Source organism: Enterococcus sp. 12F9_DIV0723 (assembly GCF_002174375.1).
In the GTDB taxonomy this organism is placed as follows: domain Bacteria; phylum Bacillota; class Bacilli; order Lactobacillales; family Enterococcaceae; genus Enterococcus_A; species Enterococcus_A gilvus.
In genome coordinates, this window is record NZ_NIBK01000001.1 from 2359925 (window position 1) to 2373663 (window position 13739).

Genomic DNA, 13739 nt, shown 5'->3' on the forward strand with positions numbered 1-13739 from the left:
ATTGGTATTTATTTTTTATATTTTATTTAGGGGGCTTTCTCATGGAACAAACAGGTGAAAAGAAGCGACGTAGTTTCCCTTCTGCCTACACAGTCATTATCATTGTATTAATCATGGTCCAAGCATTAACCTTTTTTATCCCTTCAGGCAAGTATAGTACGTTAAGTTATGACAGTGGAAAAGACCAATTTGCCATCACAGACGCACACGACAAGACAACCATGGAACCGGCGACGCAAAAGACACTCGACAAATACGACATCCGAATCAATGTTAGCAAGTTTCGCGATGGTACCATTTATCGTCCTGCCGCGATTCCTAATTCTTATGAGCAAATCAAAAAACCTGCACGTGGCGTAACAGGTACGATCACACAATTTTTGAGAGCTCAGATTCAAGGAATCACTGAAAGTGTCGACATCATGATCTTTATTTTGATCTTAGGTGGCGTTATCGGCATCGTAAACGCGACTGGTGCGATGGATGCGGGAATGATGCGCTTATCAGAAAAACTAAAAGGCAAACAAAAATGGCTGATCGTCATCGTGACGACCTTGATCGCGATTGGTGGTACAACCTTTGGATTGGCCGAAGAAACCATCGCCTTTTACCCTATTTTGATTCCGATTTTCTTACTGGCGGGTTACGATACATTGACAGCAGTCGCCTCGATCTATCTGGGGACCGCTATCGGAACGATGAGCTCCACGATCAATCCTTTTTCAACCGTTATTGCATCCAACGCAGCCGGGATAAGCTTTACTGATGGAATGCCGTTACGGCTCTTGATGTGGGTCACGGCGGTCGGGATCTCGATTCTTTACACGATTCGCTATGCTGAAAAAGTTCGGTTGAATCCTGCTGCTTCTCTTGTGGCTGACCAAGCAGAAAGTGATCGCGCACGCTTCTTAGGCAATCAAGAACGAGACAAAAATACAGACTTTACGAAACGTCAAAAGTTCTCTTTGATTGTTTTTGCTTTAGGATTCGTTGTTATGATCTACGGCGTTCAACAATTGGGCTGGTACTTTACGGAGATTGCGGTCGTCTTCTTGGCGGTAACCTATATCTTAGCTTTTGTTTCCGGCTTAGGAGAGAAAAAGTTTGTCAACAGCTTTGTCAGCGGCGCTGCGGATCTTCTGGGCGTTGCATTGATTGTCGGCTTGGCAAGATCTGTTGGGATTGTTATGGAAAACAGTTTTATCAGCGACACTATTATGAACTTCTTCAGCAATGCTATCAGCGGTATGAACAACGTTATTTTCATTTGGTTTATGTTCTTTGTTTATATCATCTTAGGATTTTTCATTCAATCCACTTCCGGCTTAGCAGTATTGTCCATGCCGATCATGGCCCCTTTGGCGGATGTCGTAGGGATCGATCGTGCGTTGATCGTCAATGCCTACAACTGGGGGCAAGGCCTGATTGGATTAATTGCACCGACTGGATTAATCTTGGTTTCCCTCTCTGTAGTAAATGTTGGATTTGATAAATGGATCAAATTTGTCACCAAATTACTTGTTATCATTATTTTGTTGATCCTCGCCTTCTTGGCAATCGGTGTATTGATTTAACCTAATAATGAGAAAACCTGAATCTCAAACAGATTCAGGTTTTTTTGATGATTCCAAATATTTTTGATGCCACTTATCATCGACTTGACGCGTGCCTTCTTTAAAGAAGATTTTTTCTGTTCCTGCTTCATTCGCTGTCTGGTAATACCATTTTTTCCATCGTAGAAAATCAAGTTGTGCCTGCAAATCAGAGATTTTTTTCTCCAGAGCTTCCTCCTGCTCGATCATGAAGGTATAGCGTTGCGGCAATGTCGGATCCCCTTCGACGCACCAGTCCATAAATTTTGCAATTTCTTTGACAGGGATGCCGGAACGTTTCAGACAATCAATCACCTCGATGTAGCCGAGATCATCTTCTGTAAATTCTCTTCGGCCAGCCTGATTCTTCTTCACAAAAGGCAGCAAGCCCGCCTTATCATAATATCTCAATGTATCTTGGGAGATGCCATACATCTGCGTAATGTCACCGATCAAAAATTTTTTCATTTTTTCATACTTCCTTCTTGACTTGGAGTTAACTCCAGGTAGTAGAGTAAGTGTATCATAAATTTGAAAGAAGGCAATTTAAATGGAAAAACCATTAATCGTAATTACAGGAGCAAGCTCAGGCTTTGGTGCAGAAATCGCTAAACTTTTTAATCAAGCAGGTCACCCGTTGCTTTTATTAGGACGTCGCGTAGAAAAAATCGAGGCATTGCCATTAAACTTTGAGAATGTCATGATCGAAAAGGTCGACGTGACAGACTACAAAGCCTTTGCTGCCAGTATCAAAAAAGCCGAAGAAGTTTACGGTCCAACAGACTTATTAGTCAACAATGCCGGCGTCATGCTGCTAGGCAATGTCTTGACCCAAGACCCAGCTGAATGGCAAACGATGATGAATACGAATGTTATGGGGGTATTAAATGGTATGCAGATCGTTCTTCCAGGAATGAAGGAACGTAAACACGGAACCGTCATCAACATGTCTTCCCTTGCTGGCAAGAAAACATTTACCAATCACGCCGCATATGTAGCATCTAAATTTGGCGTTCATGGACTGAGTGAAACAATCCGTGAAGAACTTTCTGGTTCAAATGTCCGCGTGTCTTTAGTTGCCCCTGGTGCTGCTGAAACGGAATTATTAACACACGTAACGGATCAAGGTGCCTTGACAGACTATGAAGCGTGGAAAGACAGCATGGGCGGTATTACTTTGAATCCCGTCCATGTGGCCGAAAGTGTCAAATTTATTTACGACATGCCGCAAGAAGTTACTATTCGAGAAATCGACATTGCCGCAACTGCTCAAGATGCTTAATACGCTTCCTTACTCCTGCCGAATCGGCGGGAGTTTTTTTATTGGAAGCATGCTATACTGTCTCTACGATTAAAAATTTAAACTAGACGAGTGAAGGAGTAGTTATGAGTTTCGATCGACGCGTAAATTTTCTCAAAAAAAACTGGCAAAAAATCAATAATCGGTTTTCTTCCATCCAAATCATCGTCTTCTATTATTTAGCTATGACGATTCTTTCTTTGGTCTTATTTTATTTGCCGATTTTTCGTGAACCTGGCTCGCATGTGCCGTTTCTCGACATGGTCTTCATGGCGATCTCAACGATTTCGGTGACCGGTCTAACGACATTCAATATAAATTCCGTATTCAACGACAACGGCGTGCTGATGTTAGAGGTGCTTTTTCATATCGGTGGTTTAGGGATCATGATGATCACGACCTTCTTTTTTATCGTTTCTAAACGACGCATCCCCTTGAAGCAGCGCCAATTGATTATGACCGACATGAATCAACCCCGCCTCAGTGGGATCGTAAATTTGATCCGTGTCACGTTTACGATGCTGCTCGTGATCGAAGTTCTTTTTGGAACAATTTTTTCCATTTATTTTTACTTGGCGGGGTACTACCGTACGTTCTCCAAGGCTATCTTTTTCGGTTTCTATCAGGCCATCTCAGCAGTAACCAACTCTGGTTTTGATGTCACTGGAGATTCGATCATTCCTTTTTCACACGATGTCTTTTTCATCGTGACTATCATGGTGTTGATTTTTATCGGAGGCATCGGGTTTCCTGTACTGATGGATTTTCATGGCTGGATCTATCATAAAAAATCCAAGTCTCGACTGCCGTTTCGCTTCAGCCTTTTCTCAAAAATCGCCTTATTAGCTTTTTTTGTCCTATTTATTGGCGGGACGATCGCGATTTGGTTATTAGAAAAGGACCACAGTTTTGCAAGCATGAACCTATTTGATCAATGGCTGAATTCGTCCTTTTATTCAATGACTACCCGAAATGCGGGTTTGCAGATTCATGATCTCACGATTTTTCAAAATACCACGCTGATCATTTTCTCACTTTTGATGTTTATCGGCTGTTCGCCCAGTTCTGTTGGAGGCGGGATACGGACGACGACGATCGCGATCATTGGATTGTATCTCTATTCCTTCTTAAAAAATGAGAACGACATCAATATTTTTGGCCGTAAAATCGCGCAAGAAGATGTCCGAAAATCGGTCGTTGTCTTTATGCTTTCAGCGGGCATGTGCTTATTCAGTATTTTATTTTTGACTGCGACAGAGGATCACTCGCTGATCTCGATCATTGTGGAAGTGACTTCTGCTTTTGGAACAACTGGTTTGTCATTAGGCATCACCGACGACCTCTCAAGCACCGGAAAAATCATGATCGCTATTTTGATGTTCATCGGTCGTGTAGGTATGCTTTATACCTTGATGCTTTTTGTACCAAAAGAAACGCAAGACTTAGGCTATGAATTTCCAGAAGAAAAGATTATTATTGGCTAGGAACAAAGATTGTTCCTGCCTTTTTTTATGGGTAGCCGTCCGGCCTGCTTGATTCCTTTTTATAAAAGACAAACGGTCGTCAGTTGCTTATAATGAATAGTTGATAGGTAAAAATTAAGAAAAAGGAAAGCTGTTTAAACTTTTTTTTCAAATATGATAAGATGAATTAAATTTGTTACAGACATGGAGGATGTGTAATGGGGTTACGAAGTCATCTGGCGATTTCAGCCGGCAAGACCGCCCAATGGGTATTAAAAACGTTCTTTAAAGGTGGATCAAGTTATCCTGGTCAATTGGCTTTAAAGATGGATCCGAAAATTTTAGATACATTGGTGAAGGATTACAAGGTGGTCGTAGTCACTGGAACGAATGGGAAAACGTTGACGACGGCATTGACCGTTAATATTCTGAAGCAAGAGTTTGATTATGTGCTGACGAATCCAACGGGGGCCAACATGGTTCAAGGAATTGTATCGACCTTTTTAAATGCCAAAGGAAAAAAAGGCGACAAGAAAATCGCCGTTCTAGAAATTGATGAAGCCAGCTTGAGCAAGGTTACGGAATACATCAAACCTGAACTATTCTTATTTACAAATATCTTCCGCGATCAAATGGACCGCTACGGCGAAATTTATACTACCTATAAACTTATTGTAGACGGTGCTGCGAAATCACCGAGTGCACCTATTTTATGCAATGGGGATTCGCCTATCTTCAATTCATTGGAAACGGTGAATCCAAGAAAATATTACGGCTTCGATCACTTACCCGATGAAGATCAGGAAGCGCACTACAATACGGACGGACTCCTTTGTCCAAAATGTCAGCACATCTTGAAATACAAAATGATCACTTATGCCAACCTTGGAAAATATTATTGTCCAAACTGCGGCTTCCACCGTCCAGCATTGGATTACAAATTAACTGAGATGAAGGCAATGGACAACCAATCGTCAGAATTTGTGATCGACGGTCAGGAGTACAAGATTGAAGTTGGTGGCATGTACAATGTGTACAATGCTCTCGCAGCGACCGCTGTAGCAGAATATTATGGCGTCTCCAAAGAGAAAATCAAACGCGGCTTAGGCTATGATGAAAAGGTCTTCGGACGGCAAGAAGAATTTGAGATCGAGGGGAAAAAATGCACCTTGGTCTTAGTGAAGAATCCGGTCGGCTTGAACCAAGTCATCGACATGATCGGACTAGCACCCTACCCCTTCTCCCTAGTTTCATTATTGAATGCCAACTATGCAGATGGTATCGACATTAGTTGGATCTGGGACGGCAACCACGAGGCTTTTGCTGAAATGGACATTCCGGCAGTCATCGCTGGCGGTGACCGTCACGAAGATATGGCGCTGCGCTTACGTGTTGCAGGGATTTCTGATGAGAAGCTAACCGAGACAGATAGCTTGACGGATGTCATTGAAAAGATCAAACTATTGCCGACGGAGCATGTGTATATCCTTGCGACTTACACAGCTGTTTTACAGTTACGGAAAGAATTAGCTCAAAGAGGCTACATTGATGGAGGTATGGATCGTGGCTAACTACGAATTGAACTTAGCACATTTATACGGAAATTTGTTAAATACTTACGGGGATAACGGCAATCTCCTGACGCTGAACTATTATGCTAAACAGATGGGTATTGAGATCCATTCAGAGATCGTCAGTATTTACCAAGCGTTTGATCCCGATAAATACGATTTCGTTTTTATTGGCGGCGGACAGGATTATGAGCAAGTGATCGTCTCAAAAGATATCCAAGATAAAAAGGAAGACTTGACTAAATATATCGAAAACGATGGTGTCATTCTATCTATTTGTGGCGGCTACCAATTGTTGGGACATTACTATATCGGTGCAAATGGTGAAAAAATCGATGGTATCGGTGCGCTGGACCATTACACGCTAAGCCAAGATAATCATCGCTTCATCGGGGACATTGAGATCCATAATGAAGAATTTGGGGAAACCTACTATGGCTTTGAAAACCACAATGGTCGAACATTTTTAGGCGAAGGAGAACGCCCTCTTGGTACGATCGTTAAAGGCAACGGCAACAACGGTGAAGACCAAGGAGAAGGCGTCATCTATAAAAATGTTTATGGCTCTTACTTCCACGGCCCCATCTTAGCTCGAAATAAAACATTGGCGGTACGTCTGCTTCATACCGCACTTAAAAATAAATATGGCGAAGAGGTAGAACTGCCGGAATTGCCATAACGTCAAAGAAGACCACCCGCTCATGAAGCGGATGGTCTTTTTTTGCTGATTTATTTATTTTGTTCCAGGCGTAGATGCGATGATCTTCATTTCGCCTTCTACTTTCCATTCAGTCATTTGTGCTGGTAAAATGCAGCTTGTGCCAGGCTTCATTTCGTAACTTTGACCCTCTGCGATCAGATTGCCATATCCTTCAATAACTGTGACCAACGTGTAGTCGCCTTCTTTTTTAAGTGAAAGCTCACCAACAACATCCCATTCATAGACATTGAAGAACTCTGTTTTTAAATACGTGATGACAGAAGAGCGTCCCTTTTTGCTTTCAGTGATTTCCAATTCTGGACTGATTGCAGGGACTGTCGTTACGTCGATGGATTGTTGGATGTGCAATTCACGGGTCTTTCCTTGATCATCCTTACGATCATAATCATAGACACGGTAAGTTGTATCTGAACTTTGCTGTGTTTCTAAAATCATGATGCCTTTTCCGATTGCATGGATCGTTCCGCTTGGTACGTAGAAGAAATCCCCTTGTTTCACTGGTACGCGGCGCAAAAGATCGTCCCAACGTTCTTCTTTGATCATTTCTGCAAGTTCTTCACGGGTTTTCGCATTATGTCCATAAACGATTTCTGAGCCTGGTTTCGCATTGATAATGTACCAGCATTCTGTTTTTCCTAATTCACCCTCGTGCTTCAACCCGTAGCTATCATCAGGATGCACTTGGACAGATAAGTCATCTTCAGCATCTAAAATTTTTGTAAGTAGCGGAAAGACATCGCCTTCTGCGTTGCCAAACAATTCGCGGTGTTCGCTCCAAAGGTCACTAACCTTCCATCCTTTATAGGGGCCATTTTCTACGACACTAACGCCGTGCGGATGTCCGCTGATCGCCCAGTCTTCCCCGATTTTGTCGTTAGGGATATCAAACCCAAAGACCGTATGTAATTGGTCGCCTCCCCAAATTTTTTCTTGAAAAACTGGTTTTAAAAATAGTGGTTCCATGATAGTTGCTCCTTTTTATAGCTTTATTTTTGATACACTCTTGTTCGTTCATTTAAATAACAGGTGATTATCTCATCACGATGGGCAACATAGCTGGCGCGATGATCTTCTGTATGAACACGATTTGACAGAAAGAGAAACGCGGATCGTTTTGTGACGTCCAATAATAGAAAGGTTCCGGTGTAGCCGGTATGAAAAAGCAAAGGCGCCTGATCCAACGAACCCTGTTTCAAGTCCCACCCGATGGAACGCCCCCCGTTTCCTGTTGGCGTCTGATCATGAAGCAGTTCTTGGATTGTCTTGTCATGCAAATAAATCATATCGCTAACACGCCCAAGATTCAAATACATTTTTGCAAATTTGCTTAAATCTTTCAGATTTGTAAATAGCCCTGCGTTTCCAGCATGTTCTGCCAAAACACGTGCCTTTGGGTCGTGGGTCGATCCTTTTAAAATACGTCCGTCTGACAATTTTTGTGTAGGGACAATCGTATTGTACGGCGGCTGTGGTAAAAACAAGCTGTCCGACATATTCAAAGGGCGTAGAATTTCTTCCTTGAACACTTCGATCGCATTTTTTTGATAGAGAGCTTCGATCAAGAACCCCAGCAAAATCGTTCCTGCATCGGTATACTTCACCGCTTTTCCAAGATTGTCTCCCGGCTGCAACGTCAGATAGGCTGCACGCAGTTCCTCAGCGTTTAACTGATCCCGGTTTGGAATGTACGTTTGAATGTCTGATGTATGGGTGAGCAAGTGTCTCAATGTGATCGTCCCATTTTGAAACTCTGGCAGCAGCTCATGAAGGGGCTGATCCCAAGAAATTTTACCTGCTTCTTTCAGCCTAAGCATGACCGTGGTCGTGCAAACGACTTTTGTCAGCGAAGCCACATCAAAAAGGAACTCTTCCTGCATTGGAATCACCGTTGGTTCAATCTGTGCAGATCCGAGTGTGTGACACTCCTCAAGCTCGTTTTCGATAAACTGAAAAACAGCTCCAGGAAAAACATCCGCTTGCCTTTTTTCTTCTATTAAATGACGTGTCTCAGGATACATTGGCAACCCTCCTTTTAAATATTCTCTAAAAAGTATAGCATAAAACAAAACACACGCACTTTTGAATGTGTTTCTACATTCAGCACCTCCGCGTTGAATCAAAAGAAATGGCTATTCCTGGTTTGAGTGAGATCGAAGACAACAAAAAAACCGCGATTACTCGCGGTTATGTATATCTATTTTAATACGAACCACCACTCGATGCCGGCTGCATCATAGATCGTGATCAAGGACTCTTTTTTGTCGATGAAAAATTCTAATTGTTCTTCCGTTAAATGATGGATAAGTTCTAATAAGTTCTCTTTTGAAACTTTGAATTGCAGAAAATCAAGGCCAAGGACTTTATCCGTCGGCAGATCGATCGTCCCGCCTGTCGCATTTGTCAGCCCCACGTTAAATTCCCCACGATTCAACAGCAATTCTTCTTCGCTCTCATCGTATACAGTCAGACCTAGAATATTTTTTAAAAAAGCTTGTTGCTTGTTCAGGTCGCTGACATTCAAATGGATTTTGTCAAAATAAGCCTCATGAATTTTTTCACGCTTCGTTGCCTTTTTCAGCAGCTTTTCAAAATCTAGTTGAACGGGCTCTGATGTCGAACGTTCCTTACTTGGCGCATAGAAAATCTCAATTTCATTTCCTTCAGGGTCTTCAAACAGCAGCCCTTTTTCTTCATCCGCCTGTAAAGCAGATTTAATCGGATATTCCTCTTTTTCTGCTCGATAGTAGACGTTCGCCAATTCTTCGATATTTGGTACCACGAGTGACACGCGCTGCATTTTTTTAATTTCCCCACGGTGTTCATTTGCTCGAGGACTCTCTTCTAACCATAACAGTTCACTTGCTGGATCTTTGTATCCAAGAATCGCCAATTCGTTTTCTTCACGCAATAGATGCAGTCCAATAATATCTCGATAAAAATGGATCATAGCATCACGATCTCGTACACGAATAGCGATCGTTTTTAAATTAAGTTTCCCTAATTGAAAATTTCCCATTGTTTTCTTCCCTCCGTCATTCCTATTTTAACGATGCACTCTGATTCACGCAAGCGATATCTGTTTTGAATCGACGACTCTTTTGTTATTTGACCAAAAATGTCCAATTCTTTTCAAATCCCTCTTTTTTTTGAATAAATCCCAAATTTTTATCAACAATTTCTGGATATGAAAATATTTTGATTGATTTCTTCATTTTTCCTGAAAAAGGAGTAAAAAGTCCGCAAGAACACTTGTAATCAGACAACAAATAGATTAAAGTTGGAATCAATATTAAGAAAGAAAAGGTTGTCGAAGAAAGATGTATAACTCAGTAACAACAAAAGAATTTATGGCCCTTGCTGAAAAGGAACCCTTAGATGTTTTAGATTTGAGAGATCCTGATTTTGTAGATTCCTTTGATTTACTTGAAAATTCAAAGGTCACTCGTATTCCATTGACTCAGTTGCCCAATCGTTTAAGCCAGCTCGATAAAGGTAAAACGTATTACCTCTTTACCGAATTCGGAGGCCGTTCAAAAACAATGGCGCAATTTTTACGAAACAAAGGATTCCAAGTCGCAAACGTGATCGGCGGAACATCTGCCTATCGTCGTTATGTAGCAAGCTAAATAAATCTTTATTGAACGTTTCGAGCAGAAAAATTGTCTGCTGTCGATATATTGTGTACGATTCGTTTGTAATTAAATTTAAGGAGTGTTAGTTTTGGCAAATGTTTTAGTAGTGAATGCTCACCCGTTGTCCGCAGAAGACTCTCAAACTGTAAGTGTTTTGGAAACTTTCATCGAGGCACATCAAGCAAGTCATCCAGAAGATGTTTTCACCATGTTAGATTTGTATTATACAGATATCCCAGAAATTGACGGCGACTTATTATCCGCTTGGAAATCGCTTCAAAAGGGAACTGATTTTACAGAATTAAGTAATGTTCAACAAGAAAAAGTTCGTGTCTTTAATGAATTTACTGATCAATTTTTAGCTAGTGAAAAAATCGTTATCGCCAACGCTTTGTGGAATTTAAACATTCCTACACGATTAAAAGCATGGTTTGATACGATCAACGTGGCAGGTAAAACCTTTAAGTATACTGCAGAAGGTCCTACCGGTTTGATAACTGATAAGAAAGCTGTTCATATACAATCAAGTGGCGGTACATATAATGGTCAAGATTTCTCAGCGCAATACGTTAAGGGAATGATGAATTTTATTGGTATCACTGATTTTGATTCCATTTACATTGAGGGTGCGGATTATGATCCATCAAAAGCACCTGAGATCATGAATGCGGCAAAAGAAAAAGCCAAATCATTGGCTGCGCAGTTTTAATTGATACTTTACGTAAAAACACCTGTCGATCAATCATCGACAGGTGTTTTTGTTGTATCGTCTTCTTCATAAAGGTTTGAGACACCTTTGTACCATTCAAATACATGGATCGCAATAACTTTTGCGACGGCGTAAAAAGGAATCCCTAGAATGACGCCCGCAATACCGAAAATCTTTCCGGCTGTCAGCAATACGAACATGATCGTAACAGGATGAATCTCTAATTGATTCCCCAGCACCAATGGTGACACGATCCGTCCTTCGATCGTCTGTTCGATCGTAAAGACAATAATGACTTTTACCAGCATGATCGGGCCGGTTACTAAGGCAATGAAAACTACAGGGACCATGGCTAAGAACGATCCTAAATAGGGGATCAAATTCAACACACCTGCTAGAATTCCTAAGGTGATCGCGTAGTTCATCCCCACTAGCGAGAAGCCGATAATAAACATCACTGCCACCGCAAAAGCGACAGTCAACTGTCCGCGAATATATGAAGCCAGTTGTGAATTCATCTCAGTCATCACGCGTAATGACGGTTTGCGCATTTTAGTCGGCAACAATTTAAGGACATACGGTGCTAACTGGTCGCCGTCTTTTAATAGGAAAAACAAGATGATCGGTGCTGTGATCAAAGCGATCACGACAGTCGCTAAGGTTGAAACGACGCTTCCCAATCCCTGCAACGTCACACGAGAAATATTTTGTGCTGTTTCTGTTAACGACTCTAGTAATTTTTGCAAACTATTGTCGATATGCTGTTGAAAGGGTTCAAAGGATGGATCTTTAAAAATCTCACTTGCCTTATCACTGATCGTATCGAAATACCCCGGCAAGCTTTTCAGCATCGAACTAAGCTGCTCACGAATTTGCGGAATGATCACGACGATTCCCCAAATGATCAATGCCACAACAACTACAAAGAGTAAAATAATCGCAATACTTCGCTTAACACCCTTTTTCTCTAGAAAGTTGACTACTGGATTCATTAAATAGTAGAGAATTCCGGCGATCACGATAGGTAGACCCACGATGGCAAAAAACTGTCCGACAGGCTCAAAAATATACGATACTTTTGTAAAAACCAACGTGATCAACAGCAGCAACAATACGATGATCAATGCCACTACGACTTGGCTGTTCAAAAACCATTTCCAAAACCAAGACGTTTTTTGCGTCAATTTCTTTTTATCCACGCACTCACGCTCCTATTGAAATGTAATTTTCATCCCTACTTCCAAATCTGGAAGTTTTTCTGGGGTAACATAAATCCCATTTGGGATCATGCCAACCTCTTCTTGAAAAAAGACAGTCGCATGTCCGATCTCATTAAGATTTTCATTGGCTAACGGTCCAACACCATTTATTTTGTAGCTTTGCTCGCCAAAAATAAGTTGTCCGCCTTCTTTCAAATCAATGGGTGTCTCACTGATTTTCTTCTGAACGATCGAAACATCCATTAAATCTGGTGTAATCGTCTGTCCGAAAAGAATCAAGATATTTTCATCATTAACTGCATTTTTTCCAATTTGAGTGATTTCAGTTGCTGTCATACGTCACGCTCTTTTCTTGTTTATTTTTCAATTATATCATAAAGTTAGCGCTATCCAAGTGACAATAAACTTGCTAAAATGGATGTACACTGAAGGAGGTTTTTTCATGATCCAAAAAATACTTTTAGGCACTTACACCCGACGCATCAGTCAAGGAATCTATCAAATCGATCTGAATACCGACACTGAAACGTTAACTAATCTAGAATTAGTAACAGCGGAAATAAGCCCAACATACCTTACTAAAAGTAAAGAAGAAGTTCTTTACGCCGTTACGAGCCGTGAGGAAAAAGGCGGAGTGTCTAGCTACGACCCTCAAATCAATTTTTTGAATGCGGTGACAGAAGAAGGCGCTCCGCCATGTTATGTGGCTGTTGATGAAGCGCGTCAATTGGTTTACGGAGCAAATTATCATAAAGGGGAACTGAACACGTACAAGATCCAATCAGACGGCTCGCTTGAAGCGGCTGCATCCCTTGCACATAAAGAACCAACAGGGCCTCACAAAAATCAAGACCATGCACATACTCATTATACCGACCTAGCGCCAGATCAACGCTTAGTCGTATGTGACCTTGGTACTGACCGTGTCTACACCTATGATGTTGCTGACAACGGTGCCGTTGAAGAAGTCGCGGTCTATGTCGCTGAACCTGGGACGGGTCCTCGTCACTTAGTTTTTCATCCGAATGAAACAACTGCCTACTTATTTGGTGAATTGGACAGTTCCGTCAGCGTCCTCAGCTACGATCAGACAGATGGCAGCTTCACTCAAAAACAAAAAGTTTCCACTTTGCCCGCAGACTTTGACGGTGAAAACGGCGGTGCTGCGATTCGCATCTCTAACGATGGGAGCTATTTGTACGCATCGAATCGCGGTCATAATTCAATTGCCGTTTTCGCGATCACTGAAAATGGGCAACATATCGAAAACGTACAAAGCATCTCAACAGAAGGCGATTTCCCACGAGATTTCGCATTAAGTCCTGACAACGCGTATGTCGTTGCAGCGAATCAAAACAGCGACAACCTGACGCTTTATCGTCGGGATGCCGAAAGCGGCCTATTGACAATGATCCAAAAAGACGTCTATGCGCCAGAAGCGGTTTGTGTCTATTTCGAAGCCTAGCTCAGTTCAAACGAGTTTCACGTGTTTTGATTTCATAGACAGTGTCAGTTAGTGTGGAGGGAATTG

The 13739-nt window shown here is 41.7% G+C and carries 14 protein-coding genes; 8 read left to right on the forward strand and 6 right to left on the reverse strand.

Going from position 1 to position 13739, the window contains the following annotated elements; all coding sequences use genetic code 11:
• Positions 1-41: 41 nt before the first annotated feature.
• Positions 42-1574, forward strand: a complete 1533-nt coding sequence (locus A5868_RS11185; RefSeq protein WP_086303448.1) for a YfcC family protein — start codon at positions 42-44, stop codon at positions 1572-1574.
• A 24-nt stretch (positions 1575-1598) separates the two neighbouring features.
• Here A5868_RS11185 and A5868_RS11190 read toward each other — a convergent pair whose 3' ends face one another.
• Positions 1599-2060 (reverse strand): MerR family transcriptional regulator, encoded by a 462-nt coding sequence (locus A5868_RS11190; protein ID WP_010780151.1) that lies wholly within the window; start codon positions 2058-2060, stop codon positions 1599-1601.
• Between the two features lie 82 nt (positions 2061-2142).
• Between A5868_RS11190 and A5868_RS11195 the strand changes: the two genes are divergently transcribed.
• The 4 genes from A5868_RS11195 (at position 2143) to A5868_RS11210 (ending at position 6605) form a co-directional block, all read left to right on the forward strand.
• Positions 2143-2874 carry an SDR family oxidoreductase gene (locus A5868_RS11195; protein WP_010780150.1) on the forward strand — a complete coding sequence of 244 codons (732 nt, stop codon included), beginning with the start codon at positions 2143-2145 and terminating at the stop codon, positions 2872-2874.
• A gap of 104 nt (positions 2875-2978) precedes the next feature.
• Positions 2979-4376 (forward strand): TrkH family potassium uptake protein, encoded by a 1398-nt coding sequence (locus A5868_RS11200; RefSeq protein WP_086303447.1) that lies wholly within the window; start codon positions 2979-2981, stop codon positions 4374-4376.
• A 197-nt stretch (positions 4377-4573) separates the two neighbouring features.
• Positions 4574-5926, forward strand: coding sequence for a Mur ligase family protein (locus tag A5868_RS11205; RefSeq protein WP_086303446.1), 1353 nt, complete (start codon positions 4574-4576; stop codon positions 5924-5926).
• Positions 5919-6605, forward strand: a complete 687-nt coding sequence (locus A5868_RS11210) for a type 1 glutamine amidotransferase (protein WP_044926545.1) — start codon at positions 5919-5921, stop codon at positions 6603-6605. The genes A5868_RS11205 and A5868_RS11210 overlap by 8 nt, the downstream gene beginning before the upstream one ends.
• A 54-nt stretch (positions 6606-6659) precedes the next feature.
• Here the strand turns inward: A5868_RS11210 and manA are convergent, their stop codons facing one another.
• From manA to A5868_RS11225, 3 genes are all read right to left on the reverse strand, one after another.
• Entirely contained in the window at positions 6660-7610 is a 951-nt protein-coding gene (gene manA / locus A5868_RS11215; protein ID WP_086303445.1) for a mannose-6-phosphate isomerase, class I, read from the reverse strand.
• Between the two features lie 23 nt (positions 7611-7633).
• Positions 7634-8665, reverse strand: coding sequence for a serine hydrolase domain-containing protein (locus A5868_RS11220; protein WP_086303444.1), 1032 nt, complete (start codon positions 8663-8665; stop codon positions 7634-7636).
• A gap of 176 nt (positions 8666-8841) precedes the next feature.
• Entirely contained in the window at positions 8842-9663 is an 822-nt protein-coding gene (locus A5868_RS11225; RefSeq protein WP_010780144.1) for a VOC family protein, read from the reverse strand.
• A gap of 301 nt (positions 9664-9964) precedes the next feature.
• On the opposite strand from A5868_RS11225, the gene A5868_RS11230 reads away from it, so the two are divergent.
• Together A5868_RS11230 and A5868_RS11235 are read left to right on the forward strand one after the other, a co-directional pair.
• A complete protein-coding gene (locus A5868_RS11230; RefSeq protein WP_010780143.1) occupies positions 9965-10273 on the forward strand; it encodes a rhodanese-like domain-containing protein in 309 nt (102 codons plus the stop codon).
• Positions 10274-10367: 94 nt separating this feature from the next.
• Complete coding sequence (locus tag A5868_RS11235) at positions 10368-10988, forward strand: NAD(P)H-dependent oxidoreductase (RefSeq protein WP_010780142.1); 621 nt, start codon at positions 10368-10370, stop codon at positions 10986-10988.
• A 29-nt stretch (positions 10989-11017) separates the two neighbouring features.
• On the opposite strand, the gene A5868_RS11240 is transcribed toward A5868_RS11235, so the two are convergent.
• Both A5868_RS11240 and A5868_RS11245 read right to left on the reverse strand, forming a co-directional pair.
• Complete coding sequence (locus tag A5868_RS11240; protein WP_086303443.1) at positions 11018-12187, reverse strand: AI-2E family transporter; 1170 nt, start codon at positions 12185-12187, stop codon at positions 11018-11020.
• Between the two features lie 12 nt (positions 12188-12199).
• On the reverse strand, positions 12200-12544 hold the full coding sequence (locus tag A5868_RS11245) for a PTS glucitol/sorbitol transporter subunit IIA (protein ID WP_086303442.1): 345 nt from the start codon (positions 12542-12544) through the stop codon (positions 12200-12202).
• Positions 12545-12650: 106 nt separating this feature from the next.
• On the opposite strand from A5868_RS11245, the gene A5868_RS11250 reads away from it, so the two are divergent.
• Entirely contained in the window at positions 12651-13673 is a 1023-nt protein-coding gene (locus tag A5868_RS11250; RefSeq protein WP_086303441.1) for a lactonase family protein, read from the forward strand.
• The last annotated feature ends 66 nt before the right edge of the window (positions 13674-13739 follow it).

Bases quoted from the DNA above. Each gene is read 5' to 3' on its own strand.
- A5868_RS11185 (WP_086303448.1), top strand. From the start codon at position 42: ATGGAACAAACAGGTGAAAAGAAGCGACGTAGTTTCCCTTCTGCCTAC.
- A5868_RS11190 (WP_010780151.1), bottom strand. From the start codon at position 2,060: ATGAAAAAATTTTTGATCGGTGACATTACGCAGATGTATGGCATCTCC.
- A5868_RS11195 (WP_010780150.1), top strand. From the start codon at position 2,143: ATGGAAAAACCATTAATCGTAATTACAGGAGCAAGCTCAGGCTTTGGT.
- A5868_RS11200 (WP_086303447.1), top strand. From the start codon at position 2,979: ATGAGTTTCGATCGACGCGTAAATTTTCTCAAAAAAAACTGGCAAAAA.
- A5868_RS11205 (WP_086303446.1), top strand. From the start codon at position 4,574: ATGGGGTTACGAAGTCATCTGGCGATTTCAGCCGGCAAGACCGCCCAA.
- manA (WP_086303445.1), bottom strand. From the start codon at position 7,610: ATGGAACCACTATTTTTAAAACCAGTTTTTCAAGAAAAAATTTGGGGA.
- A5868_RS11220 (WP_086303444.1), bottom strand. From the start codon at position 8,665: ATGTATCCTGAGACACGTCATTTAATAGAAGAAAAAAGGCAAGCGGAT.
- A5868_RS11225 (WP_010780144.1), bottom strand. From the start codon at position 9,663: ATGGGAAATTTTCAATTAGGGAAACTTAATTTAAAAACGATCGCTATT.
- A5868_RS11230 (WP_010780143.1), top strand. From the start codon at position 9,965: ATGTATAACTCAGTAACAACAAAAGAATTTATGGCCCTTGCTGAAAAG.
- A5868_RS11245 (WP_086303442.1), bottom strand. From the start codon at position 12,544: ATGACAGCAACTGAAATCACTCAAATTGGAAAAAATGCAGTTAATGAT.
- A5868_RS11250 (WP_086303441.1), top strand. From the start codon at position 12,651: ATGATCCAAAAAATACTTTTAGGCACTTACACCCGACGCATCAGTCAA.